29 protein-coding genes and 1 riboswitch are annotated in these 25,516 nt (G+C 39.4%); of the genes, 22 read left to right on the top strand and 7 right to left on the bottom strand.

Annotation, left to right across the window (positions count from 1 at the left end):
• The first annotated feature begins 14 nt into the window (after positions 1-14).
• The 9 genes from ACTVAI_RS08345 to ACTVAI_RS08305 all read left to right on the top strand — a co-directional run bounded on the left by ACTVAI_RS08345 (position 15) and on the right by ACTVAI_RS08305 (position 8,892).
• A complete protein-coding gene (locus tag ACTVAI_RS08345; protein WP_443473536.1) occupies positions 15-833 on the top strand; it encodes an undecaprenyl-diphosphate phosphatase in 819 nt (272 codons plus the stop codon).
• Positions 834-879: 46 nt separating this feature from the next.
• Positions 880-1,599: a glycosyltransferase family 2 protein gene (locus ACTVAI_RS08340; protein WP_443473535.1), complete on the top strand. Its 720-nt coding sequence runs from the start codon at positions 880-882 to the stop codon at positions 1,597-1,599.
• A 12-nt stretch (positions 1,600-1,611) separates the two neighbouring features.
• Entirely contained in the window at positions 1,612-2,334 is a 723-nt protein-coding gene (locus ACTVAI_RS08335) for a lysophospholipid acyltransferase family protein (protein WP_443486380.1), read from the top strand.
• Between the two features lie 194 nt (positions 2,335-2,528).
• Positions 2,529-3,053 carry a CDP-archaeol synthase gene (locus ACTVAI_RS08330; RefSeq protein ID WP_443473533.1) on the top strand — a complete coding sequence of 175 codons (525 nt, stop codon included), beginning with the start codon at positions 2,529-2,531 and terminating at the stop codon, positions 3,051-3,053.
• Positions 3,054-3,067: 14 nt separating this feature from the next.
• A complete protein-coding gene (locus tag ACTVAI_RS08325) occupies positions 3,068-3,673 on the top strand; it encodes a CDP-alcohol phosphatidyltransferase family protein (RefSeq protein WP_443486379.1) in 606 nt (201 codons plus the stop codon).
• A gap of 2 nt (positions 3,674-3,675) precedes the next feature.
• Positions 3,676-4,542 (top strand): phosphatidylserine decarboxylase, encoded by an 867-nt coding sequence (locus tag ACTVAI_RS08320; protein ID WP_443473531.1) that lies wholly within the window; start codon positions 3,676-3,678, stop codon positions 4,540-4,542.
• Entirely contained in the window at positions 4,535-5,419 is an 885-nt protein-coding gene (locus tag ACTVAI_RS08315; protein ID WP_443486378.1) for a UbiA family prenyltransferase, read from the top strand. Before ACTVAI_RS08320 ends, ACTVAI_RS08315 begins: the two co-directional genes overlap by 8 nt.
• Positions 5,420-5,432: 13 nt before the next feature.
• Positions 5,433-7,844, top strand: coding sequence for a PEP/pyruvate-binding domain-containing protein (locus ACTVAI_RS08310; protein ID WP_443486377.1), 2,412 nt, complete (start codon positions 5,433-5,435; stop codon positions 7,842-7,844).
• Positions 7,822-8,892 carry a hypothetical protein gene (locus ACTVAI_RS08305; RefSeq protein ID WP_443473528.1) on the top strand — a complete coding sequence of 357 codons (1,071 nt, stop codon included), beginning with the start codon at positions 7,822-7,824 and terminating at the stop codon, positions 8,890-8,892. The genes ACTVAI_RS08310 and ACTVAI_RS08305 overlap by 23 nt, the downstream gene beginning before the upstream one ends.
• A gap of 27 nt (positions 8,893-8,919) precedes the next feature.
• Here the strand turns inward: ACTVAI_RS08305 and ACTVAI_RS08300 are convergent, their stop codons facing one another.
• On the bottom strand, positions 8,920-9,825 hold the full coding sequence (locus ACTVAI_RS08300) for an exonuclease domain-containing protein (protein ID WP_443473527.1): 906 nt from the start codon (positions 9,823-9,825) through the stop codon (positions 8,920-8,922).
• Positions 9,826-9,974: 149 nt separating this feature from the next.
• Here ACTVAI_RS08300 and ACTVAI_RS08295 point away from each other — a divergent pair, with 149 nt between their 5' ends.
• On the top strand, positions 9,975-10,598 hold the full coding sequence (locus ACTVAI_RS08295; protein ID WP_443473526.1) for a flavin reductase family protein: 624 nt from the start codon (positions 9,975-9,977) through the stop codon (positions 10,596-10,598).
• A gap of 227 nt (positions 10,599-10,825) precedes the next feature.
• On the opposite strand, the gene ACTVAI_RS08290 is transcribed toward ACTVAI_RS08295, so the two are convergent.
• Positions 10,826-11,311, bottom strand: a complete 486-nt coding sequence (locus ACTVAI_RS08290) for an LURP-one-related/scramblase family protein (RefSeq protein WP_443486376.1) — start codon at positions 11,309-11,311, stop codon at positions 10,826-10,828.
• 18 nt (positions 11,312-11,329) lie between these two features.
• Positions 11,330-12,019 (bottom strand): YjjG family noncanonical pyrimidine nucleotidase, encoded by a 690-nt coding sequence (locus tag ACTVAI_RS08285; RefSeq protein ID WP_443486375.1) that lies wholly within the window; start codon positions 12,017-12,019, stop codon positions 11,330-11,332.
• Positions 12,020-12,146: 127 nt separating this feature from the next.
• Here ACTVAI_RS08285 and ACTVAI_RS08280 point away from each other — a divergent pair, with 127 nt between their 5' ends.
• A complete protein-coding gene (locus ACTVAI_RS08280; protein ID WP_443473523.1) occupies positions 12,147-12,614 on the top strand; it encodes an S-ribosylhomocysteine lyase in 468 nt (155 codons plus the stop codon).
• A 34-nt stretch (positions 12,615-12,648) separates the two neighbouring features.
• Here ACTVAI_RS08280 and ACTVAI_RS08275 read toward each other — a convergent pair whose 3' ends face one another.
• Positions 12,649-13,098, bottom strand: a complete 450-nt coding sequence (locus ACTVAI_RS08275; RefSeq protein ID WP_443486374.1) for a VanZ family protein — start codon at positions 13,096-13,098, stop codon at positions 12,649-12,651.
• Positions 13,099-13,170: 72 nt separating this feature from the next.
• Here ACTVAI_RS08275 and ACTVAI_RS08270 point away from each other — a divergent pair, with 72 nt between their 5' ends.
• The 4 genes from ACTVAI_RS08270 (at position 13,171) to ACTVAI_RS08255 (ending at position 14,945) form a co-directional block, all read left to right on the top strand.
• Positions 13,171-13,506: a thioredoxin family protein gene (locus ACTVAI_RS08270; RefSeq protein WP_443473521.1), complete on the top strand. Its 336-nt coding sequence runs from the start codon at positions 13,171-13,173 to the stop codon at positions 13,504-13,506.
• Between the two features lie 13 nt (positions 13,507-13,519).
• Positions 13,520-13,774, top strand: coding sequence for a DUF6718 family protein (locus ACTVAI_RS08265; protein ID WP_443473520.1), 255 nt, complete (start codon positions 13,520-13,522; stop codon positions 13,772-13,774).
• Positions 13,775-13,824: 50 nt separating this feature from the next.
• Positions 13,825-13,975, top strand: a riboswitch (adenosylcobalamin (AdoCbl) riboswitch).
• A gap of 68 nt (positions 13,976-14,043) precedes the next feature.
• The gene (locus ACTVAI_RS08260) at positions 14,044-14,427 is read left to right on the top strand and encodes a DUF4430 domain-containing protein (RefSeq protein WP_443486373.1); all 384 of its coding nucleotides are present in this window, start codon (positions 14,044-14,046) and stop codon (positions 14,425-14,427) included.
• Between the two features lie 8 nt (positions 14,428-14,435).
• On the top strand, positions 14,436-14,945 hold the full coding sequence (locus ACTVAI_RS08255) for an ECF transporter S component (protein ID WP_443486372.1): 510 nt from the start codon (positions 14,436-14,438) through the stop codon (positions 14,943-14,945).
• A 57-nt stretch (positions 14,946-15,002) separates the two neighbouring features.
• Here the strand turns inward: ACTVAI_RS08255 and ACTVAI_RS08250 are convergent, their stop codons facing one another.
• Positions 15,003-16,193 carry a coenzyme F420-0:L-glutamate ligase gene (locus ACTVAI_RS08250; protein WP_443473517.1) on the bottom strand — a complete coding sequence of 397 codons (1,191 nt, stop codon included), beginning with the start codon at positions 16,191-16,193 and terminating at the stop codon, positions 15,003-15,005.
• 222 nt (positions 16,194-16,415) lie between these two features.
• Here ACTVAI_RS08250 and ACTVAI_RS08245 point away from each other — a divergent pair, with 222 nt between their 5' ends.
• Complete coding sequence (locus ACTVAI_RS08245; RefSeq protein WP_443473516.1) at positions 16,416-16,853, top strand: VOC family protein; 438 nt, start codon at positions 16,416-16,418, stop codon at positions 16,851-16,853.
• A 43-nt stretch (positions 16,854-16,896) separates the two neighbouring features.
• On the opposite strand, the gene ACTVAI_RS08240 is transcribed toward ACTVAI_RS08245, so the two are convergent.
• Positions 16,897-17,523, bottom strand: coding sequence for a YczE/YyaS/YitT family protein (locus tag ACTVAI_RS08240; RefSeq protein ID WP_443486371.1), 627 nt, complete (start codon positions 17,521-17,523; stop codon positions 16,897-16,899).
• Between the two features lie 132 nt (positions 17,524-17,655).
• Between ACTVAI_RS08240 and ACTVAI_RS08235 the strand changes: the two genes are divergently transcribed.
• The 3 genes from ACTVAI_RS08235 to ACTVAI_RS08225 all read left to right on the top strand — a co-directional run bounded on the left by ACTVAI_RS08235 (position 17,656) and on the right by ACTVAI_RS08225 (position 21,649).
• Positions 17,656-19,008 (top strand): MATE family efflux transporter, encoded by a 1,353-nt coding sequence (locus ACTVAI_RS08235; protein WP_443473514.1) that lies wholly within the window; start codon positions 17,656-17,658, stop codon positions 19,006-19,008.
• Positions 19,009-19,077: 69 nt separating this feature from the next.
• Entirely contained in the window at positions 19,078-19,851 is a 774-nt protein-coding gene (locus ACTVAI_RS08230) for a helix-turn-helix domain-containing protein (protein ID WP_443473513.1), read from the top strand.
• A gap of 304 nt (positions 19,852-20,155) precedes the next feature.
• Complete coding sequence (locus ACTVAI_RS08225) at positions 20,156-21,649, top strand: MFS transporter (RefSeq protein WP_443486370.1); 1,494 nt, start codon at positions 20,156-20,158, stop codon at positions 21,647-21,649.
• Between the two features lie 47 nt (positions 21,650-21,696).
• On the opposite strand, the gene ACTVAI_RS08220 is transcribed toward ACTVAI_RS08225, so the two are convergent.
• Positions 21,697-22,740 (bottom strand): aldose epimerase family protein, encoded by a 1,044-nt coding sequence (locus ACTVAI_RS08220; RefSeq protein WP_443486369.1) that lies wholly within the window; start codon positions 22,738-22,740, stop codon positions 21,697-21,699.
• A 98-nt stretch (positions 22,741-22,838) separates the two neighbouring features.
• Between ACTVAI_RS08220 and ACTVAI_RS08215 the strand changes: the two genes are divergently transcribed.
• The 3 genes from ACTVAI_RS08215 to tnpB all read left to right on the top strand — a co-directional run bounded on the left by ACTVAI_RS08215 (position 22,839) and on the right by tnpB (position 25,468).
• A complete protein-coding gene (locus ACTVAI_RS08215; protein WP_443473510.1) occupies positions 22,839-23,747 on the top strand; it encodes a Gfo/Idh/MocA family protein in 909 nt (302 codons plus the stop codon).
• Positions 23,748-23,909: 162 nt separating this feature from the next.
• On the top strand, positions 23,910-24,290 hold the full coding sequence (gene tnpA, locus ACTVAI_RS08210) for an IS200/IS605 family transposase (protein WP_443486368.1): 381 nt from the start codon (positions 23,910-23,912) through the stop codon (positions 24,288-24,290).
• Positions 24,291-24,325: 35 nt separating this feature from the next.
• Positions 24,326-25,468 carry an IS200/IS605 family element RNA-guided endonuclease TnpB gene (gene tnpB / locus ACTVAI_RS08205; RefSeq protein WP_443486367.1) on the top strand — a complete coding sequence of 381 codons (1,143 nt, stop codon included), beginning with the start codon at positions 24,326-24,328 and terminating at the stop codon, positions 25,466-25,468.
• Positions 25,469-25,516 lie beyond the last annotated feature (48 nt).

Below are 25,516 nucleotides of genomic sequence, written 5' to 3'. Positions count from 1 at the left end.
GGGATATTAAATAGATGATAGAAATTTTAAAGGCCATCATTCTTGGTATTGTAGAAGGAATTACCGAATGGTTGCCGATATCAAGTACGGGACACATGATTTTGGTAGAAGAGTTCATCCAATTGGATATGACTGCTGCGTTTAAAGAAATGTTTTTTGTGGTCATTCAACTGGGGGCGATTTTAGCGGTTGTAACCTTGTATTTTCACAAACTGAATCCCTTCTCGCCCAAGAAAACGGCACAAGAGAAGAAAGAAACGATGGAAATCTGGTATAAAGTTGTGGTGGGGGTCATTCCTGCCGGTGTTCTAGGGTTATTATTGGATGACTGGTTGAACGCACATTTTTATAATTACCTCGTAGTAGCTATTATGTTAATCGTTTATGGCGTTTTATTCATCGTGATCGAAAATCGCAACAAAGGTGAAAAAGCAAGTGTAACAAGCTTCCAGGAAATGTCATATAAAACAGCATTTATCATTGGATTATTCCAATGTTTGTCGCTTATTCCCGGAACATCTCGCTCTGGCGCAACTATTTTGGGCGCCATTATCGTGGGAACATCCCGTTTTATCGCAGCAGAATATTCTTTCTTCTTGTCGATTCCAATTATGTTCGGAGCTAGCGCTCTGAAGCTCGTTAAATTTGGATTCAACTTTACCGGGATGGAACTAACCATCCTCCTAACAGGTATGGTTGTTGCTTTCCTTGTTTCCGTTGTAGCCATTAAATTCTTGATTAAATACATTCAAAACAATGACTTCAAGGCTTTTGGATGGTATCGTATCGTTCTAGGAATTCTCGTAATCGGATATTTCCTCTTTTTCGGATGATAATGTTAGAATGAGGGTAATAATGCGTGAGAGAGAGGTATAAGATTTGAAAAAGTCTACAGTAATTATCCCAACTTACAATCCTGCTCGAGAATTTATTTCTTATGTGAAAGAACTTATTCATGAAGGGATAGAAAACATTATTATCATTGACGATGGAAGTACAAATGAAACGCAAGCTGTTTTTCGGGAAATTGAAAAATTTCCCCAGTGCATTGTTTTAATCCATCCGGAGAACCGCGGTAAAGGTGCGGGTCTCAAAACCTCTTTTCGTTATTTAAAAGAAAATCGCCCGGATATTACAAAAATTGTCGCAGCGGATTCTGATGGCCAACATGCCGTAAAGGATGTTCTCAATTTGTTGAAAGTTTTAGAGGAATCGAACCACGGTATCGTTCTGGGTGTTCGCGACTTCGATTTAGAACAAGTACCAAATAAAAATGCTTTCGGAAACAAGCTAACAAGTCATGTCTTTAAAGGTCTTTTTGGAACTTATATTTCTGACACACAAACGGGCTTAAGGGGATTTCATAGTTCTGATATTGATTGGTTGCTGTCAATCAAAGGCGAACGTTTTGAGTATGAAATGAATATGCTGATGATGGCCATTCATAACAAAATCCCTCTTCAAGAGGTTGCTATCCAAACACTCTATTTTGGGAAGAAACCAGCCTCGCACTACAAAACATTCCGTGATTCATGGCGAATCGCCAAGCAAATCATGATTGGCTTTTTTATGAAAAAACGGCTCATTGAATATAGGTAGGAGGGATAAAGGATGCCAACAGAATATGGCATATTTTATAAGTTCATACGCGGCATTTTGCGTCTATCTTCTAAGAAAGCGACTATTCAAGACTTTCGTAAAAATAAAGAAGGTCCGGTTGTTTATGTCTCCCACCATCAAAATATGGTCGGTCCGATCAGTGTCCTAAAATGGTATCCGGAATTCGTGAGAACATGGATATTCAGCGTTTTTATGGCCTATGAAACGAGCTATCATCAATATGTGGATTACACATTGACCGAAAGATTTGGTTGGCCACGTAGTATCGCCAAAATTGTGGCTATCCCGTTGGCTTGGTTTGCTTCGACATTGACACGATCTGGACGAGGGATTCCCGTATACAGGCAGTCACGCGACGTATTGCAAACGATGAATGAATCGGTAGAAGCTTTGGAAAATGGGAGCAGTATTTTGATTTTCCCGGATGTTGATTACAGTGATGATAGCCAAGAAATGAAAGAAATTTACGATGGTTTTTTATATATTGAAAAATACTATTATCGTAAAACGAAACAGCATGTGCCTTTTGTGCCCATCGTGGCCCTCAATGAGTCAAATGAAATTCGTGTGGGAGAACCGATTTATTTCACCGGTCGATTGAGTTTTTTCAAGGAGAAAAAAGTCGTCGCCGAAGAAATTCAGCACGCATTAAATACCTTGCCAAAAGATGTCATCACGCAACATGTCACAAAACAATTTAACAAAATTTATTGACCGAGGCCATGGCGCCTTGGTTTTTTTGTTACTTGAGCCAATCTTCGCACTTAAATGCCTACTTTTAGTCAGATGGGTTATCAGTCAGAATTTTAGTGACATTATGCTATACTTTTGGCAATTGGGAGGTGGTTTGACTGATATTGCGTATGTATATTACCTTGATGCCGGTGATCATAGCGGGTGTTGCGAATATGAAATTATTAAAGTCATCATGGCTTAAAAATTGGCAAACGCCGATGGATAAAGGAAAACTGTGGCGTGATGGTCAGCGGGTTTTCGGGGAAAATAAAACGTGGCGAGGTGCCTGGGGAATGGTGATGACTAGCGTACTTGCCATGGTTTTATGGGGCTTTATTTGTCGTCTTATTCCTTTTTTGGAAAGTAATAATCAATTTTATATAAAGCAATCAAATACGCTTACTTTTAATATTCTAGTAGGAGCATTACTGGGTATTGCGTATATTCTGTTTGAGTTGCCAAATAGTTTTATGAAGAGAAGACGAGGGATACAACCGGGAAAAGCAGCTTATGTAGCTAAACCTTGGAAATATCTGTGGTTAGATCAAATGGATTCCTTATTCGGTTGTGCCTTGGTGTTATGGCTGTTTTACCCAATCGGTTTGGGGCAATATCTGGGTTATGTATTTTTAGGAGCAGTGACCCATTTAGTTATTAATATGGTTCTCGTTAAGTTAGGGTGGAAGAAATCAATTTAGGAGAGGAGAACGTTATGTACAAAGTGATACCTGCCTTTCATAGGTCCAATCTATTGAGTTTGCTGGGTTTATTTTTATCGCTTATGTCCATGAGAAACATTTTCCAAGGACAATTAGATGCTGCTATTATATTATTCGTATTTTCCGGTCTCTGTGATCTTTTTGATGGAAAATTCGCCAGATTATTCAAACGTGATGAGAAGCAACAACAAATGGGCGAATATATTGATTCATTCGTGGATATGGTTTCCTTTATTGCTCTGCCCATTGCGTTTCTCTTTCAATTACTTGAAGGACAGTATGTACCGCTCATACTTGCGACTTTGTATGCAGTTTGCGGTGTCCATCGCCTCGGTTATTTTCATATTATCAAAGGTGATGCTTTTATTGGTATGCCATTGACGTATATCACCTTAACCTTAACGGTAACGTATGCTTTCTTCAGTCTTTTTGGAGCAGTGGAGAGTGCTTTGTTTCGCGCAACAGTCGCACTTATTTACTTCATTTTACCGTTAGGTTTCATATGGAATGTTCCGGTTGCAAGACCATCCGGAAAGATGTACATCCTTTTTATTATATTGGCGATAATCGTTCTTGTTATTGTTGGAAGTAGGTTATGACCATGCCGAAAATTTACAATCGTCAAACCGAAGACTTTTATGAAGAATTGGAAGTGGGCGGAAAAACACTCAAGTTTCTTTATGGAACTTCTTTAGGAAGAATCATTTTGAGACCGCTTATCCAGCCTGCTTTTTCCAATTGGAAAGCACGGCTTAATAATACCAAGCGGTCCATTAAAAAAATCCAGCCTTTCGTTGAAAAATACGACATCGATTTAACTGAATCCGAAAGGAATTCTTTTCATTCTTTTAACGCCTTTTTTACCCGACGTTTGAAACCTTCCGTGCGTCCCATTGCGACCGCAACCGACCAATTAATAGCCGTCGCCGACAGCAAGTTGATGGTCTATCCGATAACGCGTGCGGGTGTTTTTAAAATTAAAGGCCAAAGTTATACGCTCGAAGAATTGGTTCGGGATAACGATGTAGCCGGACAATTTCAAGGCGGGCATTGCTTCGTGTATCGTCTGACGATGGATGATTATCATCGCTACTGTTACCCGGAAGCTGGAAAAAAGGTTGCTGGACAATACATCCCCGGCGTTCTTCACTCAGTGCGCCCGCTAGCTCACCGCCATACACGTGTATTTTCCGAAAATACCAGGCAATGGCAACTATTGGAGACGGAACATTTTGGGCGCATTTTATTTATCGAAGTGGGTGCGATGTTGGTTGGGAAAATCCACGATCACGGTATTACGCAATTTAAAAAAGGACAAGAGAAGGGCTATTTTGCCTATGGCGGTTCTAGTATTGTGGTCTGTTATGAAAAAGATACCATTATGCTGGATGAGGATATTTCATCCCACAACCATAAAGGGATTGAAGTAAAAGTTCGATACGGAGAAAAGGTGGGGAGACATGTTTAAACGACTACAAATTTATGCGAATGAAATGTACCCAGTTATCCCGCGATTATTGATAAGTACTTTAATGGTGGCTGTTCAATATTTAGCTGTTTTAACTTTTGCGGAAGTGCCCCCGATTTATCAATTTCATTGGGAAGATTTAGGGATTGGTTATACAGTCTTTGCCTTTTTGTTTTTATTACGGATAGCTGATGAATTCAAGGATTTAGAAAATGACCGGATTAATTATCCAGAACGCCCCTTGCCATCCGGTCGCGTTTATAAACGAGATTTATGGTTCCTGGGAACGCTACTTTTTGTAATAATGGTGGGAATCAATTTAGTGCTGCCACAGCCGCTGGGGCCGCTTTTATTGGTTATCTTTTATGGATTTTTGATGACAGTTTGGTTTTTTCAACGCGATAAAATAGAACCGAGTTTAGTATTGGCACTTGTGACACATAACCCGGTTCAGTTAATTCTTAGTTTTTATGTGATTCATTTTGTTACCTATCATTACGGGTTAGCCTTGTGGACATGGGAAAATGTCTGTGTTGCCATCGTTCTATATATTCCAGCACTATTATGGGAAATATCCCGAAAAATTAAAGCGCCTATGGATGAGAACCAATACGTCACCTATTCTCAGGTATGGGGTTTCAAAGGTTCGCTATTGGCTATTGTGGGCATTGCCGCGGTAGGCGTTTTAGCCGCCTGGATTCTAGTTTATGAATTAAGCGCATCTGTTTTATTGATCGTTGCCTATGGGGTATTGTTATATTTCTTTTATCGTTATTATCAAGCACCGGCCGGAAAAAACTTAAAAACGATTGTTCCCGCTTATTTGGTGGTGCATCTCTCTATTTTTTTGATACTTATCGCAATGCTATATTTCTAAAGGAGTAGGATTCATGAAAAACTGGCTCACGTATAACCAAATGACACGAGAAAACAGTGGCGGCAAAGCGGTTGAGCTTGCTAACATGAAAAAATTGGGGTTAAATGTTCCCGATTTTTTCGCCTTATCCATGCCCGTTGCAGATTATATTCGCCAAACTGGAAATACTATGGAAGTGGAAGAAGAATTGCTGGCTTCGCTAAGCGAGGTCCCGCTCTATGCAGTGCGTTCTTCCGCTATTATGGAAGATGGTAATGAAACTTCTTTCGCTGGTCTATTTGAAACCTTTTTAAATGTTCCCAAAGAAAAATTGGGGGAAAAGATTTTAGCATGTTTACGCGCTGTTGGGAATAATCATATCCAGGACTATGTGCATTTTCACGAAATAGAAAAGCGCGAATTGGGTTTAACGGTAATCGTGCAGGAAATGGTCCCGGCGGAAAAATCCGGTGTGTTATTTACCGCGAATCCACAAGGTCTTTTGAATGAAAGTGTGTTAATCGTCGGCAATGGCCTGGGAGAAGGGGTTGTGAATGCGGAAGTTCCGGTAACCACCTATTTTTTAAAACGTGACGAATCATTGATTTATTTTGAGCGAGAAGAGGACAGTCCGCAATTGCGTGAGGAAGAACTGGAAAGCTTGTTGGAACAAGTGGATGGCCTTTCGGAAGAAAAGTTGGATATTGAGTTTGCGGTTTACAAGGGTGAAGTTTTTGTGTTACAAGCCCGACCGATTACAACGTATCCTAGGGGAGAAGTTGCCGTATATAACAATAGTAACTTGGTAGAGAGTTATCCTGGCTTGACCCAACCATTAACGGAGAGTTTCATTAAGTTTGCTTATGAGCACGTTTTTAAAGGGGTCGCTTGGCGTTTTTCACGTTCACAAGCTTTGGTAGCCAGTTACCAATCAGCTTTCGAGGAACTCGTGGTACGAATTAATGGACGCATGTACTATAATATGAACCATTTATATGGATTACTACAATTTTTACCCTTTCCCAAACTCATCCTGCCTATTTGGCAAGAAATGATGGGTTTCTCGCAAAAAGAAGTCGTTATCTCACATGATTTAGAGAAAAAAACGAGTCTATGGGAAAGTTTGTCAATTTCCGTACGTATTTTAAAAGAGTTGATAACAGCTCCTCAGCAAATGGATGAATTGAATCATGAATTTCAAGACACATCTGCTTTTTTCACAGAAACATACAAGGTTGATATGACCGCGGATGAAGTTGAACAACTCTATAACACTTTAGCAGAGCAGGTTTTAAAGAAATGGGATATAACACTGGTTAATGATTTATACGCGTTTATATACACCGGAATTTCAAAACGTATCTTAAGAAAATGGGGCAAAGATCCTGAAAGTGGTGAATGGTATCATTGGTTTTCCGGAATTCCTATGATGTCCAGTATGGAGCCTGTAATCGGGATGCAACAGCTAACGGCTTTTGTCCGTGAACATGACTTGGTTGAAGAATTGAAGCAGATTCAAACAGAGTCAGAATTGGCCTTGTTTTTGAATCGCAAGCCTGCGTTTGCACAAGAATTTACGCGGTATATCGATAAATATGGTGATCGAGGATTGGAGGAACTGAAGCTGGAAGCTGATACCTTCCGGAGCCAGCCGTTAAAAGCTATTCGGCAGATGGTGGATTTATTGGATACTTCGCCAAAGCCTATCACAACGGCTCCGTCAGAAATGGAGGAACCGTTTAAAGGGTGGCGTAAACATGTCTTTCGTTTTGTGAGTAAACGAGCGCGTCTGGGTATACAACACAGGGAAACATCACGCTTGAATCGGAGCCGTATTTATGGAATGGTGCGGACTTTGTTCGGGCGTCTGGGAGAGATAGCAGAGCAAAAAGGCCTTATTTCAGCTCATGACGATGTGTTTTGGTTAACAACAGAGGAAATATTTGACTTAAAGGATTATCATGGTGTCATCGAGGAGCGTAAGTTGGCTCAAGAAGGATTTGAATCACTACCGGCATACGGGTATTTGGTGTTTCAGGGGAGTCCCTACAATAAGGTTGTTCGTAATATAGAGAATGCTCGCCAGGGCACTGATGAAAAAATATTGCAAGGTACTCCCACTTCAAATGGTATCGTCGAGGGTGAAATCTTAGTGGTCCACCAGCCAAACGAGGTGAGGACCGATGCCAAAGATAAGATTTTGGTGACGCAGATGACGGATCCGGGTTGGGTGTTTCTGCTCACGCAAGCAAAAGGGATTATTGCCGAGAAAGGATCCTTATTGTCCCATACGGCTATTATTTCCCGCGAATTGGGAATCCCAGCTGTTGTTGGCATTAAACATGCAACGCAACAATTGCAATCGGGCGAACAAGTGATATTAGATGGTAATACTGGACAGGTTACTCGAAAGGAGGCTTTTGATGAAGGTAGAACGATTAAATGAAGTGGAACAAGAACGCTTTATTGATTTTTCCGATACCCTCTATGAGCCTGGTTTTCGCACTGAAAACAAAAAAGATTTGCGACAGCTGCTGGAAGGGAAGCATCCACTCAGTCACTACTTCAAGGTAACACCAATAGTGGTTAAAGAAGGCACTCAAATCATTGCACGAGCTGTTTTGACATGTTACCCAGATGATTCAACTGCGTATCTGGGTTATTTCGAGGCCGAAAATAATTTAGAAGCTGCCAAATTATTAATGGATTTTGCAACGCATTTAGCCCAGATGTATGGGAAGGAAAAAATAGAAGGACCGATGAATGCAAGTTTTTGGTTAGGTTACCGTTTAAAAATCAATCATTTTGAACAAGAACCTTATTTTTCGGAGTTGTATCACCATGCCTATTACCAAAAACTTTGGGAAGCCAATGGTTTCAATCGGTCGGCGACTTATTTTTCCAATCACTATGCTCCTGTCGATGAAATGATTAATCAAGAAAAATATGTGGCGCGCTACCATCTGTTTAAGGCTAAAGGCTACACTATTAAAAGTCCATCAAAGCAAACGCTGGATGCTGATTTTAAGAAAGTATCGGAAATGTTGCAGGAGCGATTTAAAAATTTTCCTGTATTTAAAGGTATCAGCGATGAAGAGTTCATGAAATTATATGATAATTTGAAACTCATTCTGGTTTTACGTTATGTGAAATTAGCATTTGATCCCATGGGGAAGCTGGCTGGTTTTTTGATTGCAGTGCCGAATTACGGCAACCAGCTCGTTAAAGAAACATTATCTAAAAAAGAAATTCTACGCGTTTTGTTAACGAAGCAAACCACGCGAAACTATATCATCCTTTATATGGCCGTTAATAAACACCATGAAGGGCTTGGTTCAGCCTTGGTTTATTCTTTAATTGAAGAATTTAAAAATCGCAAAATCAGTAGCATTTCCAGTTACATTCTGGAAGGTAAAGTGTCGGGAAGTTATGTCATTTCAAGTATTACCGACCAGAGCGAGTACGCCTACTATAGTAAAAATATACAACCCTAAGTGCATGGCGCACTTAGGGTTGTATATTTAAAATAACCTGAGGAAGTCTTTTTCCGACAAAATGGTTAAGTTGCGACCCAATCCCTGAAGTTCACGAGCTTGTTCGATTTTACGACTTTCTGAAGCCGTGCCGATTTTTGCCCAATCACTATTGGAAACAACGAGATAGGTTGTTTCGTAGGCGAGCTGCGGGTCGAAGTATCCGCCCGCATCCACAACCATCTGTGCGGCTTCTTGGCGTTTAACTTGCGAAAGTCGACCAGTAAAACAAACGTGCTTTTTATAAAAAGGATGAGTGATATCAAAAAGTGCCGATTTTGGACGTAGAATAGTACTTTGTTTCGCCGTGGGTTTTTTAATGTTTTTAATCGGCCCGAAGCGGTGGGAGAATAATTGACCCATTTGGTAATTATGTTCTTCTAGAAATCCCTTGATTTCATAATCATAGGGACGCAGCAGCTTACTTGCTACTTGACCGCACGCGGAAGCGTCGTCCATGGCATTATGATGGTTCTCGATGCCCAGACCATAGTAATCCAGGACGTTTACGAGACTATTACTTTTAAGATTGAGCAATTTTTTCGCCATGACACAGGAACAGAAATAAGCATTCTCCATTTTGGGTAAGCGGTATGTTTCAATCGTGGTTTGAAGGCATTTAACGTCAAATTGCGCAAAGTGAGCTACTAACGGATCATCCCCAATGAAACCACGTATTTCCGGATACAATTCATCGAATCGTTTTTCATCCCTGACATCCTCTGGATAAATACCATGGACGCCAATGTTAGAAGTGCTAAAAGATTGAACAGGATTAATTAAACGGTAATAGCGATCAACCTCTTTACCGTCTGAAAAACGACTCATTCCGATTGAACAGATGCTATCACCACGATTATTGGCTGTTTCGAAGTCAATGGCTACAAAATCCAAATTCTTTTCCCTACTTCCCATTTTAGTTTGCAATTGATTATACAGCTTTTTTAACCAATATACCACTTGAGTGCTTGGAGCAATTTAAATAGCTGGAGGAAGACCCTGTGGTATACTGAGGGAAAATTCTTATAGAAAAGAGTGACAGGATGTATCATTATGCGATTGAAGATTTAGACAACAAAACAATGTATAAATTCATTTCCGGTAGTATTGTTCCACGTGCGATTGGCTGGATTACAACCCTGGATGAAGAAACGAAGGTGGTGAATGCGGCACCTTTCAGTTTTACTAGTGGGGTTTCAAATCAGTTGCCGCTTATATCCATGGCCATTCTTCGTGGCACGGATGGTGAGCCGAAAGATTCCGCACGCAATTTAATTAAATATAAAAATGGCGTAGTCCACATTGTGAGTCAGGATGTTGTGGATAAAATGAATGAAACGTCTGCGCCTTTACCAGCAAATGAGAGCGAGATTGCATTCGCAGGCCTCCACTTAATCGATAGTAAAACGGTCAAAACCCCAGGTATACAAGAAGCGAAGATTCGGATGGAAGTAAAGTTGTACGATTATCATCCCGTCAAAAACCGGGAGGAGAAAGTTGTAACAGACTTCTTTTTCCTGGAAGTAACAGATTTCCATTTTGACGAAGCCGTTTTTGATAAAGAAAAAGCCTACATCGATGTGGCAGCCTTAAATCCGGTCGCTCGTTTGGCGGGGCCATATTATGCGACGCTGGATGAAATGTATCGTAAAGATCGACCAAAATAAGAGAGGCAGGGATTTTGCCCCAGCCACTATCCCTAGTTCCGCAATAAACCATTTCCCCATAAAAAACAGGGCGAAATGGTTTAATTATTGGTAATAAAACCATTTGAACGAATAAATATGGATGAAATGGTTTAATAAAGATTAATAGAACCATTTCGATAAAAAAATACCTCGAAAATGGTTTAATAACACATCGAGGTAGGTTGATTTAAATTTCAAACTTAATATTAACTGGAGCTTGCTGCTTGTTGCGCGGCTATCACGCAATCAATCGTGATGATGATGCCTAAAGCCAGGAGCATATTGCTGTCATCTTCAATATCCAATTCATAAGAGTCACCCCAAGTGAACCATTCCTTGGTTATAGTTGCGACCAACGCATCGTTTTCCCAAATTTGGTAATCATGTTCCCAGATGTTTCCTTCTACTTCCCAATCAGGCCCAAAAATGCTGTAACGCGGTTTGAGGAAAGACAATTCTTTCTTGACAGTGGCCACTTCATGGCCATGCATGAAAAGGGTATAATTTGGGAGCCAATTCCACAAGTTTTGTTTGATATGGAGGACGACATTGCCAGAAGCATCCGCTACGTCAATTTTTTTACCCCAGGAAAATAACTCGCCTTCCACAAAATAAACATCTTTGCCTTTTTCATCTTTTACCGTGAAGCGGTCACGCCATGAAAACACTTGTTGCTTGATGTAGTATTTCATCTATATCATCCCTTTACTTCATATTTTCAATATAGCAGTTAGTTCGTCCAAAGCTGTAATTTCATAAGTTGGTTGAATGTGAGAATAAGGATTTTTTTGTTTTGTTGGGTTGAACCAACAAGTATCGATTCCAGCATTCATTCCTCCTAGAATATCAGAAGTCAGTGAGTCACCAATAATCAGAGTTTTATTAACATCGCATTCGGGAATTCGCTCAAAAACATAGTCAAAATATTCTTTTGTTGGTTTTTGAAAACCTGTTTCTTCGGAAACAAAAATATCGCGGAAATAGTTAATCAAGCCTGAATCGTTGATGCGACGATGTTGCGTGCGCGCTACCCCATTCGTCACGGCATAAAGATCAAATTCTGACTTCAAGTTTTCCAGCAATGAAAGACTGCCCTCAATCAAGAAGTGTCCTTTTTCTAAATTGCCGCGAAATTTCTTGTCCATCTCTTTACCATTTACACTCAGTTGGTGAAGGGAAAAGAAAGTTTCAAACCGCTTTGCGATTAAAACATCCTTAGCGAGTAACCCTTTCTCGAATTGGCTCCAATAATCTTGATTAATTCGGGAATAATTTTGAACATTTATTTCACTTGGTTCAATCGCCAATTCTATCATCAGACTTGAAATGGCGTGGTGTTCTGCAGCCTTGAAATCGAGTAAAGTATCATCTATATCAAATAGTAAAGTTTTGTAGGACATGTGTTTCTCCTTGTCAGATATTCTAATCTAGATTTTCACGCTTATTAGATAAAATGTCAAATCGGGTCTCTTTCATTCTCAGTGATTTTCTTGTAGGATGGGAAAGAAGGAAAAAGGAGGAATTTAAGTGGCTAAAGTAGAAAGTTTTGAACTGGATCATAATATTGTGAAGGCGCCCTATGTACGAGTGGCTGGTACAGAAACAAATGGAGAAGCAACCATTCAAAAAATTGATTTGCGTTTCCTACAACCAAATAAAGATGCTTTTCCAACAGGTGCAGTTCACACCTTGGAACATTTATTGGCAACCTATATGCGTGATTATTTACCGGGTATTATCGATATCTCGCCAATGGGATGTCGGACAGGATTCTATTGCATTAAATGGAATGAATCAACTGCGGATGAAATTGCGGAAGCTTTAGAAAAAACATTGGAAAAAGTTTTGGAAACAGAAGTGATTCCAGCTGTAACTGCTAAGGAATGTGGAAACTATCGCGACCACAGCTTATTCTCGGCAAAAGAATACGCACGTGAAGTTCTGGAAAAAGGCATCAGTCGCGATCCTTTCGAACGCGTGCTGCCTGCAAAATAACAAACAGAAACAGCTCTCCCTCAGGAAAGCTGTTTTATTTTTTTTTCATATTTTTCGCCGTCCCATATCCTAACAGACCAAAAGTAGATCCGCTCGTATCCAACAGCACATCCCAAAAGCTAGGACCACGATTTGGTACAAAAGCTTGATGGATTTCGTCGCTAATTGCGTACAAGAAACAAATGGAAAGAGCCAACGCGTAACGTTTTTTACTTTTTACGCCACTTTTAGAGAGTGCATTCACGACCAGTAACCCCAGTATAAGATAAACGGTGAAGTGGGCACCTTTGCGAATGAGGAAATGTATTGTGTCTTGGTCTAGGGTGATAGAGGGGAAGAGGGAATGCCAGAGCGAAAGAATGGTGCTGACGATTGAACCACTCAAAGAACCGGAATCAGAGCCTTTTTGGGCCGAAAAGGAAAAAATGAGCCCCATCCAGGCTACGACAAATCCCCAATGTAACCATTTATTATTTCGTGACATAGAGAAACTCCTTTTTTTATAGGTTTAGTATATCATGTTATAATATTAAAAAAGGAAAAATTAAAGGAGGGAATGGCATTGATTCCATATGTAGAAGCGCAACGCATAGAGGATGTTCATACCTTTATAGCGGAACATCAATTTGCTTTTGTTTATGTTTCTCGGATAGACTGCGGCGTATGCCATGCTGTTTTACCACAGGTTAGGGAAATGTTAACTGCTTTCCCTGAAGTTAAAATGATAAAAGTGGATGCTGACAAGATTCCAGCCATAGCAGGGGCGTTTAGTGTGTTTACTGTACCAGCGTTGTTACTATTTGTAGATGGCAAGGAAATGATTCGCAAAGCCCGTTTCGTCATAATGGCAGAACTGGAGGAACAGATAGCACGACTTGTAGAAAATTACTGATTCAGGAGGAGTTATGGGAAATAAATATTTAGTTGCAAAAACGTTTAAGAAAAAAGGGAGCGCGGCAATTTCGTTGAGAGATGTCACGGATTTTCTGAATTATATCCCGCAACTCGAAGGGGTTTTCAAACGTTCCGCTGAATTTCTTATCGTAAGTTGCGATGAAGGGGCTAAGCTGGACGATGCATGGCCAGAGTACGCTCCAATACAAGTTGAGAATACAAAAGAGGCTTTCGAGAAAGCTGTTCAGGAAAAGACGACTCGCTAATTTGCAGACTTGCTAAAAAATGAAGTCTTGGATACAATGATGAAAGATAAAACCCAATACAAAGACTCCTCGGATATGGAAGTTGGTGAAAATCCAACACGGTCCCGCCACTGTGAGAACATCATCGCTGTTCAAGTCAGATCTTTATCCCTGGATGCTTATACGCACGCATACGGTTTCGAGGTAAAACGGTATTGTTTTTTTGGTCTATGTGGCAGGGCGCATAGGCTTTTTTGTTGCCTGTGTAAAAAACAAAAGGAGTGTAAAGAATGAAAAAATGGTTTTTATTGCTTTTTGCAGGGGCAACTTTGACAGCTTGTGGAACAAAAACTGAAGCAGTCGATTCAACGGTGGAAAGCGCAGATTTGTCTGAGGTCACGATTAATGTATCTGTTGAAGGGGAATTGATTGAAGCAGGTTCAGTGACAGCTGAGGTAGAGCCTGGAGAATTCTTGTTGGATGTTATGAAAGAAGAATTCGAAGTCGTTGATGAAGATAACTTCATCACAACAATCGATGGTTACGAGCAAGATGCAGAAGCAGGTAAATACTGGTTATTTGATTTGAATGGGGAAATGGCACCAGTAGGCGCTCATGAATTAGAATTGTCAGATGGAGACGTCGTGGATTTCGATTTAGCAGGACTTGAGTAACCATGTCAATGAAGCGTTATGATGCAAAACATATTGCATTGCTGGCAATTTTGGTTGCATTGAATTATGTCGGACGCGTTGTCTTTCAATTTTTACCCAATGTTCAACCCATGACCGCTATTTTGTTAATACTGACCTTGTATCTAGGCCTGGGGGACGGGTTGATTGTGGCTGGTCTATCCCTCTTTTTATCAAATATGATACTGGGGATGGGTCCTTGGACGTTTGCCCAACTGTTTAGCTATGCAGTGATTATCCTTTTTACAGGAATCGTACTACGGCCTATTCATGGAAACAAAACAAAGTGGCTTTTTGTTTTGTTTGCCTTATTTTCAGGTTTTTTCTATGGGTTCGTGATATCGTTGGTGTCATATAAAACCTATGGCATGACTAATTTTTGGGCCTATTATACTTTGGGTTTGCCGTTTGACTTTGCTCATGCAGTTGGGAATGCAGGTTTTTATATCATCCTGGAACCTATCTTGCGACCATTATTTGAAAAGTATATTAAAAAATAATTTTCCACAAAAGATGTCAAAAAATCCGCACAACCAATACAGGTTATGCGGATTTTCTTATTTAGTATAATTATCGAAGTAACCTTGGATGAAGATGAAAGGTGTTCCTTTATCTCCACTACCTGAAGTTAAATCGGACAGGGAGCCAATTAAGTCAGTCAATTGACGAGGAGTTGTTCCTTGAGATTCCATTGCGCCAACCAAGTCAGTTTCTTTGTTCTTGATGAACTCAGAAATTGCTAGACGTAATTCTTCACCTTGTAATTCAGCGAAGTTGTTGTCAGCCAAGTATTTCAATTTGATTTCGCTAGGAACTCCGTCAAGACCAGGTGTGTAAGCTGGAGATACAACTGGATCAGCAAGTTCCCAAATTTTCCCGACAGGATCTTTGAACGCGCCATCACCATATACCATAACCTCAACCGTTTTGCCTGTTGCTTCTTTAATGCGGCTTTGGATGTTATCAACGATTGGTTGTGCATTGCGAGGGAACAATTTAACTGTTCCTTCAGTTGCTTTGTTAGCGCCAAGCAAACCATAGGACTCATTAAAGCCACTGCCGTTAACAGGTTCAGCCAAAATGTTATCCAAGCTGTAAACTTTTTCAGCACCGTTATCTTTCAATTGTTTTTTTGTTCTGAAACGTGAGTGAATATCGCAATTCAAAACGCTCTTTGTATAGTCTAGAATGGATTTTGCGTTATTTGAGAAAATAACTTCACACTCAATACCATATTCTTCTACAATTGATTTATAGTAATCAATATAGTCGATTCCAGTAAAGGTATGTTTTTTATATCCAAAGTGTTCACGGAACTCAGCTTCAGACAATGTATCTGTCCAAGGGTTCACGCCTTTTTCATCCAGTGATTCTAAATCTACTAAATGATTACCAACCTCATCAGCAGGGTAGCTAAGCATCAATACGATTTTTTTCGCACCTTTTGCAATTCCACGTAAACATACAGCAAAACGATTACGACTTAAAATTGGGAAAATAACACCGATTGTATCATCCCCGAATTTTTTGGCAACATCTGTTGCAATGTCATCGATAGATGCATAATTTCCTTGTGCCCGAGCAACGATTGATTCTGTTACAGAAATGATGTCACGGTCACCGATGGTAAACCCTTCAACCTTTGCTGCGTTCAGTACAGTGTCGACAACGATTTGTTCTAAGTCATCACCTTTGTTGATGATTGGACCACGAAGACCTCTAACGACAGTTCCTACTACTCTCTCCACTTAAATCTCTCCCTAAATGTTCAGTCAATCCCTATCTTACTATAAAATAAAGGAATAAGAACTGAAAAATTCAAACTAATGGTAGTACTGGGTAATTATATGCTTATTGAATGAGTTTTACAACAAAAAAATGAAAGTTAACGAATAGTTATTCTTTGACGGCTAGTGTAAAACAAACTAAGATGAACGTGCAAGTATCTTATTCGAAAAGAGGGTTATAATATGTTAATCGATTCATATCCTTACCTAGTATTCGAAGGAAGAGCAGAAGAAGCAATCAACTACTACGCGGATATCTTAAGTGCAGATATTCTAGACCTCACAAAGTTCAGCGATATGCCAGAAGATCCTGAAAGAGATCCCGTGCCGGAATCTATCCAAGACCGGATAATGAATGCTACTCTCCAATTACCAAACGGATCCTATCTCATGCTTTCCGACAATTTTCCGGGGATGCCGTATGTTGTGGGTAACAATATCACCGTGACACTCGTCTTTGACAATATAGAAGAAACACGCGATGTGTTTGATAAGTTAAAACAAGGTGGAAAAGTGAATATGGAACTGCAGGAAACTTTCTGGAGTCCCCTCTATGGCCAAACAACCGACAAATTTGGGGTGGAGTGGATGCTCTCAACCTTGGCGGTAGACATAACTTAAAAAATGAAGCGAACAAGATTATTTTCTCTTGTTCGCTTCATTTTTAATTTGCTTCGAATTTTTGTAATAGCTTGAAAAATTTAATCCGGAAAAATTGCAATAGAGGTCCCATTAAGAACGCACTTACAAGTGTCATCGCTCCAACTGTTGCACCCAGCACATATCCGAGGCCAACGGATGAAAAGTCCAACACAATCCGAGCATATTGGAAACGAATTTTGCCTTTTCCAAGTGTCTCTGCAACTAATGGTAACGCATCATACGGAGAAACTCCCAGATTAGCAACAATATTCATTGCCGCTCCGATTGCCAAGAATAAAACACCCAGAATAGCAATGACAATCCTCAGCCATAATGCTTCGGCTTGTCCAAATGTTCCGAGACCAAAATTAACGATAATATCGGAAATATTTCCCACTAACAAAATGTTCAAGATGGTACCCAGGCCGATTAAGCATTTATCTACAAATAGAATAAAAATAGTGGCAATTGTGGTAGTGAGAATACTTGTTATGCCATAGCGAAGTCCTGTAAATTCAGTAATTCCAAGATTTAAGGTTGTAAAAGGATCTGTTCCAAGAGAGGCAATGCGTACAAAAGCGACAGCAAATCCTATTAAAATGATCCCAAGTATCGTATATAGGAGCCGCACAGTTAAGTTTTTTTTCAATTTTTTTCCTCCTCTTTATCGGCACTGAATATTATATAAAAAATGTTCGGAAATAACCATCTTTTATTATTCCTAAAATGTAGTAAAATGAATCCGCATACTAAAAATTAGACCGCAGATGGAGACTGAAAAATGACAGATATGACCGTGGGGAAACCGTTGACACTCCTGATTAAATTTACGATTCCTTTAATTTTAGGGAATTTGTTCCAACAATTATATAGTCTAATAGATACGATGATAGTGGGGAGAACACTTGGCTTAAGTGCGTTAGGCGCTATTGGGGCAGTTGCGAGTTTAACTTTCTTCTTGCAAGGATTTATTCAAGGGATTGCTTCGGGCCTTTCTTTGGTGTTGGCACAAAGGTTGGGAATGAAAGATGGAGACCGAATCCGTAGCAGTTTTATTTCTAGTTTGTTGTTGTCGCTGGTTATTGTTGTACTTATCAGTGTCCTGGGTTATGTATTTTCGGACTTTTTGTTGTCGTTAATGCATATACCTGTAAAATTCTATAGTCAGAGTAAAGATTATTTTATTTATTCCATACTGGGACTGGGCGCAATGATGCTTTTTCATGTCATGATAAATTCATTACGCTCCATGGGAAGTACCAGGCAATTATTATATTTGATGGTATTATCGCAAATCCTTAATATTATTTTTGACTTTCTGTTCGTTATTATTATACCGCTAGGAGTGAAAGGAGTTGCTTTGGCAATTATTTTGTCTCAATTTCTAGTCGGAATCATCTGTTATTTTTATTTGTCTCGTCGCATCAGTTATTTTAAGATTCAAAAAGGTGATATTCAAGTTGATAAGAGAGAAATAAAACTTCATTTGAAAATGAGTCTCCCGATAGGTATTCAGTCAGCTATCATAACCATAGGTTCGATTATCTTGCAGTTGATGCTGAATACTTTGGGTTCTTCTCCGGTGGAGGCCCATGCTATTGGACAAAGGATTGAAGCCATGATTGTTATGCCTTTGATTTCAATTGGAGTTGCTATGGCAACATTTGCCGCTCAAAATGCAGGGGCGGGGTTGATGGAAAGAGTATGGCAAGGGATACGTGGCAGCTTGGTTATCTCCCTGGGTTATAGCCTCACCATAGGCCTTCTTCTATTCTTCTTTGGTACCTCTTTATCACAGACTTTATTTGGAGCCGACGACCCGGAAACATTGATGTATATTGAGCGCTATCTACAACTTACGACACCATTTTACATGGTATTATCCGTATTATTCGTGATTCGCTATACACTTCAAGGTATTGGAAAAGCCGTCGCTCCAACGCTTGCGGGGTTGATGGAAATGACAATGCGAATTTTGGTCCCGCTTGCACTTGCCGGTACATTTGGCTTCACGGGCATTCTTGTTAGCCATCCGATGGCCTGGATAGGTTCAACCGTGATATTGGTATATGCTATCAGGCTTGTTAAAAAAAATGACGATGCCACTCAATTCAAGCGTTTCATGACTTCTTGATTGGAGTTGCCTTTTGTAGTTCTGGGTTATTTCAAGTATAATAATAGAAAAACGTTTGGGGTGAAATGGATGGCAGAAAACTATACAAGTTCCACGAACCTATATGATTTATTGTCAGAAGATAATCTTGATAATCGAGGCAATTCGATACACTTTATCGAAAAATCGATGGAACGGGATAAACTACTTATTCAAGCCATTCAAAGTGGAAATAGAGAAATGTTGGACCGCGCCACTAAAATGCCGGGACTAGATCAAAATAGCGGATATTATTATGGTAATCCACATTTGAAGGGAGATCCATTGCGGACACGCAAGAATGGGATGATTATCCGAAATACATTATGCCGGGTAGCGGGGGAGCTAGGTGGGGTAGCTGCCATTTATTTACATCTGGTTTTTGAAAAATATGCCATCCAAATCGAACAGGCAACCACAACGGACTATTTGGAACACGTCATCAGTCCCAATATGTTTGCTGAATATTGTGATCTGGTAGCAAATTATTCAACCTTAAAGTATTCACCTTTAATAAAAGAAATTGTTGTTTTCATTGGAAATCACTTGCGGGAAGAATTAAATGTATCAAATTTGGCCGCAACATTTCATGTGAACAGTTCACATTTGGCACGAAAGTTTAAAAAAGAAACAGGTTATACCATTAGTGAGTACGTAAACCACCAAAAAATAGAAGCGGCAAAGTTGTTATTCCAGGGTGGGGAAGTAACTGTAGGGGAAGTTTCAGAAAAATTAGGTTACAACAGTAATTCCTACTTCAGTAAAATATTCAAGAAAATTACTGGGAGTTCTCCAGTTGTGTATCTTAAAAACTTGCATAATTAAAAATGTGAAAGCGCCTAACATAGGCGCTTTCATTTTGTTTTGTGCAAAAGTAGTTCAAAAACCAGCAATTTTAGTTAATGTTTAATGTTCATTTTTTCACTATACTTATGAGGTCAAATTGATTGTAAGTGCTTTAATGTATAAAGGATATTCCTACTTTTTATTGGCAAAGAGGATATTTAAAAATCAGTTTGTCGTTAAAGTGAAATGAAATCGTTTTCAATAATCATTTGTTTTTATTGTGATATATTTTTCGAAAGCGGTTTTCATAAATAGTGTTTAAATATAAATTGGAGGTAAGGAAATGTCAGATTCAACTAGTAATATGCAAGAAAAATATCATACAGCCAAATGGTGGCAAATTGTCTTATTCTCATTAAATAACTCTTCCACAAACTTGTACTTATTTGCATTCGGATTTGTAACTTATTATTCAACTGGTCTTGTAGGACTTGCAGCATTGTTCATTAGTCAACTTATGGGATATGTTCGTATTTTTGATGGTATTATTGATCCTGCAATCGGGGTGTTTATTGATAAAACAGAAACTAGATGGGGCAAGTACCGTCCGTTGATGTTAATGGGTAACTTGATAACAATTGCATCATTCTTGATTTTGTTTACAACACATTTGTTACCGGAACCTGCTCGTCTACCCGTATTGGTGGTAGCTTTGATTATCCATAAAATTGGTTATTCATTACAAGCGTCTGTTACAAAAGCTGGTCAATCTGTTTTGACAAGTGATCCAAAACAACGTCCAATGTTCAATATTTCAGATGGAATTTTCATGATTTTTGTTTTCACTGGTGGACAAATTTACGCTTCGAACTACCTAGAGCCAAAATATGGTGGCTTTACACTTGGTTTCTTCCAAGAGTTAGTTGGTACTGTTATCGTTGTTTCCTTGATTCTATGTATCTTGGCTATTATCGGTATTTCGGCAAAAGACCAAAAACAATACTTTGGTTTAGGTGAAAATACAACTGAAACAAGCTTAAAAGATTACGCACATGTTATTAAAGGCAACCGTCCGTTGCAAATGCTTTCTATGGCAGCTGCATTCGTTAAATTCTGTGTACAATTGATGAGTGACCAAGTTGCTCAAATTATTGTTTTCGGTATTTTACTTGGTAACTTTGCACTATCTGGTCAAATGTCCATGCTGACAATTATTCCAGATTTGTTGATTACTTTTGGAGCAACAGCTTTGGCTCGTAAAAAAGGACTACGCGGCGCATATATTATTTACCTATCCCTAGCGTCTGTATTCTTTGTTGTATTGGGTATGTTGATGATGAACATCCAACCAGGTGATGTGGACTTTGGTAACATCACATTTAAAGCAGTTCTATTTATTTCGATTTACGCTTTGGCTCGTGGCTTCTCCCGTTCACCATCCTCTTTGGTACTGACAATGTCAGCAGATATTTCTGACTACGAAACAAGTGAGTCTGGTCGTTATGTTGCTGGTGTAATCGGAACGATTTTCTCATTAACAGACTCATTGGCATCTTCACTGGCACCAATGATGATTGGTTGGCTTTTAGCGGCAGTTGGTTTTGGTACAGCTTATCCAACAGCTGACACACCATTGTCTGGCGACTTAAGAATGGTAGCACTTTTGCTTTATGCAGTCTTACCGTTTATCTCAATTGTTATTGCCCTAGTATTTATGAAATTCTACAAACTGGATAGTAAAGCAATGGAAGGCGTTCAAGAAAGATTGTCTGAGTTGCGTTCAGCAGAAAGTCCTGTACAGGAATCAGAAGTAAAAGTGGCAACAACAAACAATTAATAATAAAAGAACCATTCTCCCGTTTCATCGGGAGGATGGTTCTTTTGTTATTCCACGCTAAATTTATAAATGGTTTGTGATTCATAGGTTTCGCCTGGATTTAAAACGGTATTCCCAAAATTATCTTTATTGATCGAATCAGGATAACCTTGCGTTTCAAGTGTGATACCCGTATAGGCTGAAATCGCGCTCCCGTTGTATGTGAACGCGCTTGGTCCGTTGTGCATAAATACAACCACCACTGGTTCAGTCGTTGTCATTTCGATACGACGGCCGCTTGTGCCTTCATATAAACGAGCAGCAACCTTATTTTTAGAATGATTCAAAATGAAAGGATGATCCAGCCCAGCCACTGCTTTGGTCTGAGGATGATCGGATTCTGTAGCCTGTTTTGTAAAGGTAGGTTGGCGGAAATCAAAAGGTGTCCCAGCCACAGATACTTTATTTCCGGTTGGGATGGTATTGTCATCCAGTTCTACAAAGCGATCAGCCGCAATATGCAGTTCGTGATCCAAGATGGTGTTTTTCATATTACCATGTAAATTAAAATAAACATGATTAGTTGGATTGAATAGTGTGGGTGCATCGGCGGTAGCTTTATAATTAATTTTCCATTCGTTTTCTTCAGTAAATGTATAGATAACTTCTACATTCAAATTTCCTGGATAGTGATTCGATCCCGCTGGATCAGAATAAGAGAAGACAATACTTGCTTGGGATTCGTTGTTCTCTACGCGGTATTCCCAAATTTTTGTATCAAGACCCTGGGCTCCTCCGTGCAGATGATTACCGTTTTGATTTTGTTCGAGTTGATAATCTATCTCGTTAAGCTTGAATTTACCTTGGGCAATTCGTCCCGCTACGCGCCCTATCGTTGCGCCATAAAAGGGCCGATGAAGCATATAATCATCTAAATTATCCAAACCGATTGTGATGTTTGCAAAAGAGCCATCTTTGTCAGGGGCTGACCATTCAAGTAAAGTGGCACCATAGGTCATGGCGGTGATGGACGCACCTGACGTGTTTGTCAGTGTGATAGCTATGACATCGGTTTCATTTATCTTCCCGAAAACTTTTTCTTTAATTTGCAAATTAATTTCTCCCTTCAAAAAAACTGGTTATTAATATTGTAACAGTTTTCATTAATGATACAATATAAGAAAGTCGAAATTGAAAGCGAAGGTCATACATGTTGAAAATAGCAGTTATTGGAATTGGAAACATCGCCCAAAAAGCTTACTTGCCTGTCATTTCACAAATGCGGAGTGATATTGAATGGCATCTTGTTACCAGAAATCAACAAGTATTAAACGACGTAGGTCAAGCATATGGATTCCGGCATTTGCACCAATCCATTGAAGCGTTAGAAGGAATCGAACTAGATGCCGCTTTCGTTCATAACGCTACTCATGTCCACTATGAAACAATCAAATTTTTATTGAAAAAGGGTGTTCACGTTTACGTGGATAAGCCCATTAGTGAGAATTTAGCTGAATCAAAAGAATTGCTGGCTCTGGCAGAAGAAAAGAGAGTGCTTTTGACGGTAGGTTTTAACCGTCGCTTTGCTCCGATGGTTAAAAAATTGAAGGATATTCCGGACAAAAAAATGATTTTTATTCAAAAGGATCGCGTAAATAATGACGAGGAAGTCCGTTTCGCGATATATGATTTATTTATTCATATCTTGGATACTGCTTTATATTTATTGGATGACCCTATTATAGCATCGCAATCCCGTATTACTGAAGAAGATGGCAAACTCAAACGGGTATGGCTGTGTCTGGAAACCGAGCAAACAACAGCCATTGTCTCAATGAATTATGAAGCTGGTGCCAAACAAGAAAAAATAGAGGTTCAGTCACTCGCGGGCATACATCGTGTGACGGATTTGACCGAACTACAAATATTGGAAAAAAACCGTGCAATAACTGAAAGTTTTGGTGACTGGACAGGGACACTTGAGAAGCGGGGGTTTGCTCCACTTATTGAGAGCTTTATTGAAGGTGTATCTACGGGTATTAATCCGGTAAGCTTATCAAGCTCAGAAAAAACACATGAATTGTGCGAAAAAATCGTGCAAGAGCACCTAGCTTTTTAACTTAATTAGGCAGAAGTCGCCCATCCTCTATAGGTGGGTGATGAATGCCGTTCGGTATGCGGGTTACCGTTGGTAACTCGCAAACCAATCTGAAAGGCTTATTGCCTTTTTGTTTTGTTCTAGGTTATAATCCGTCTAGATAAGAAATGAGCTGATACAACAATGGAATTGGATACTAATAACCATTCAGTATTCCTTCTCCATTATCATCTTGTGTTGGTAACCAAATACCGCAGACAAGTGATTGATGATGACATATCTGAATTTGCTAAACCAGCTTTTGTACGCATTTCAGAAACGTATCACACAACCCTCGTTGAATGGAATCATGATCAAGACCATCTTCATATTATGTTCAAAGCACACCCAAAAACAGCATTGACAAAATTCATCAATGCTTATAAAAGTGCGAGCTCCCGATTGATAAAACGAGACTTTCCAAGCGTAAAGCAATATCTTTGGAAAGGAATGTTTTGGTCTAAAAGTTTCTGCCTTTTGACAACTGGTGGTGCGCCAATTGCTGTCATCAGAAAGTATATTTAAAATCAAAGCAGTAATCATAAATAGAGGTGGATCTTATGGAACGACTGAAAGCCTATAAATTCAGGATTTATCCAACAGAAGAGCAAGCGGTTTTCTTTGCGAAGTCTTTTGGCTGTGTCCGTAAGGTCTACAATCTCATGCTCGCTGACCGAATGAAAAATTATGAAGAAACCAAAAATGACTCCGCTAAAAAGAAGAGCTTTCCAACGCCGGCTAAATACAAGCAAGACTTTCCGTTTTTGAAAGAAGTGGATAGCCTTGCTTTAGCGAATGCACAACTAAATTTAGATAAAGCGTATAAAAATTTCTTTCGTGATAAAACCATCGGATTTCCAAGGTTCAAAAGCAAGAAAAATCCTGTTCAAAGCTATACCACTAACAATCAAAATGGAACGGTACGTTTATTTGATAATACATTCATCAAAGTTCCTAAACTGAAATCGCTTATTAGAATTAAGCTTCACAGACAACCAAAAGGATTCATAAAATCCGCTACCATCTCTCGTCATTCAAGTGGGAGATATTATATTTCCTTATTGTGTAAAGAAGAAATATTGGAACTACCTAAAACCAATTCTGCTATAGGGATTGACCTGGGTGTTACAGACTTTGCCATTCTTTCTGATGGTCAAAAGATTGATAACAATAAATTTACGTCAAAGATGGCAAAGAAACTAAAACGTGAACAACGTAAGTTGTCTAGGCGTGCCTTGTCGGCCAAAAACAAAGGTCGCAATCTATTTGAAGCTAAAAATTATCAAAAGCAAAAACGCAAAGTTGCACGACTACATGAAAAAGTAAGGAATCAGCGTAACGACTTTCTGAATAAGTTGAGTACAGACATTATCAAAAATCACGATATTATCTGTATTGAAGACTTAAACACAAAAGGGATGTTGCGTAACCATAAACTGGCTAAAAGCATTTCTGATGTTTCCTGGTCTAGTTTTGTGACGAAACTTCAATACAAAGCTGACTGGTATGGTCGTGACATTATCAAGGTCGGGCGATGGTTTCCTTCCAGCCAAATCTGTTCAGCATGCGGACACAAAGATGGCAAGAAACCGCTCGAAATGCGGGAATGGACGTGCCCTGTTTGCGATGCACATCATGACCGGGATATAAATGCAAGTGTCAATATCCTAACCGAAGGTCTACGGATAAAACAATTCGCTTAGATAGAATCAGGAACCGTAGGGACTACGGGGATAGCTTGGTAAATAAGA

The sequence above is a fragment of the Jeotgalibaca sp. A127 genome, from assembly GCF_052266745.1.
Classification (GTDB): Bacteria; Bacillota; Bacilli; order Lactobacillales; family Aerococcaceae; genus Jeotgalibaca.
The sequence above is the reverse complement of the archived record's forward strand: the minus strand, read 5'-3'. Positions and strand labels throughout refer to the sequence as shown.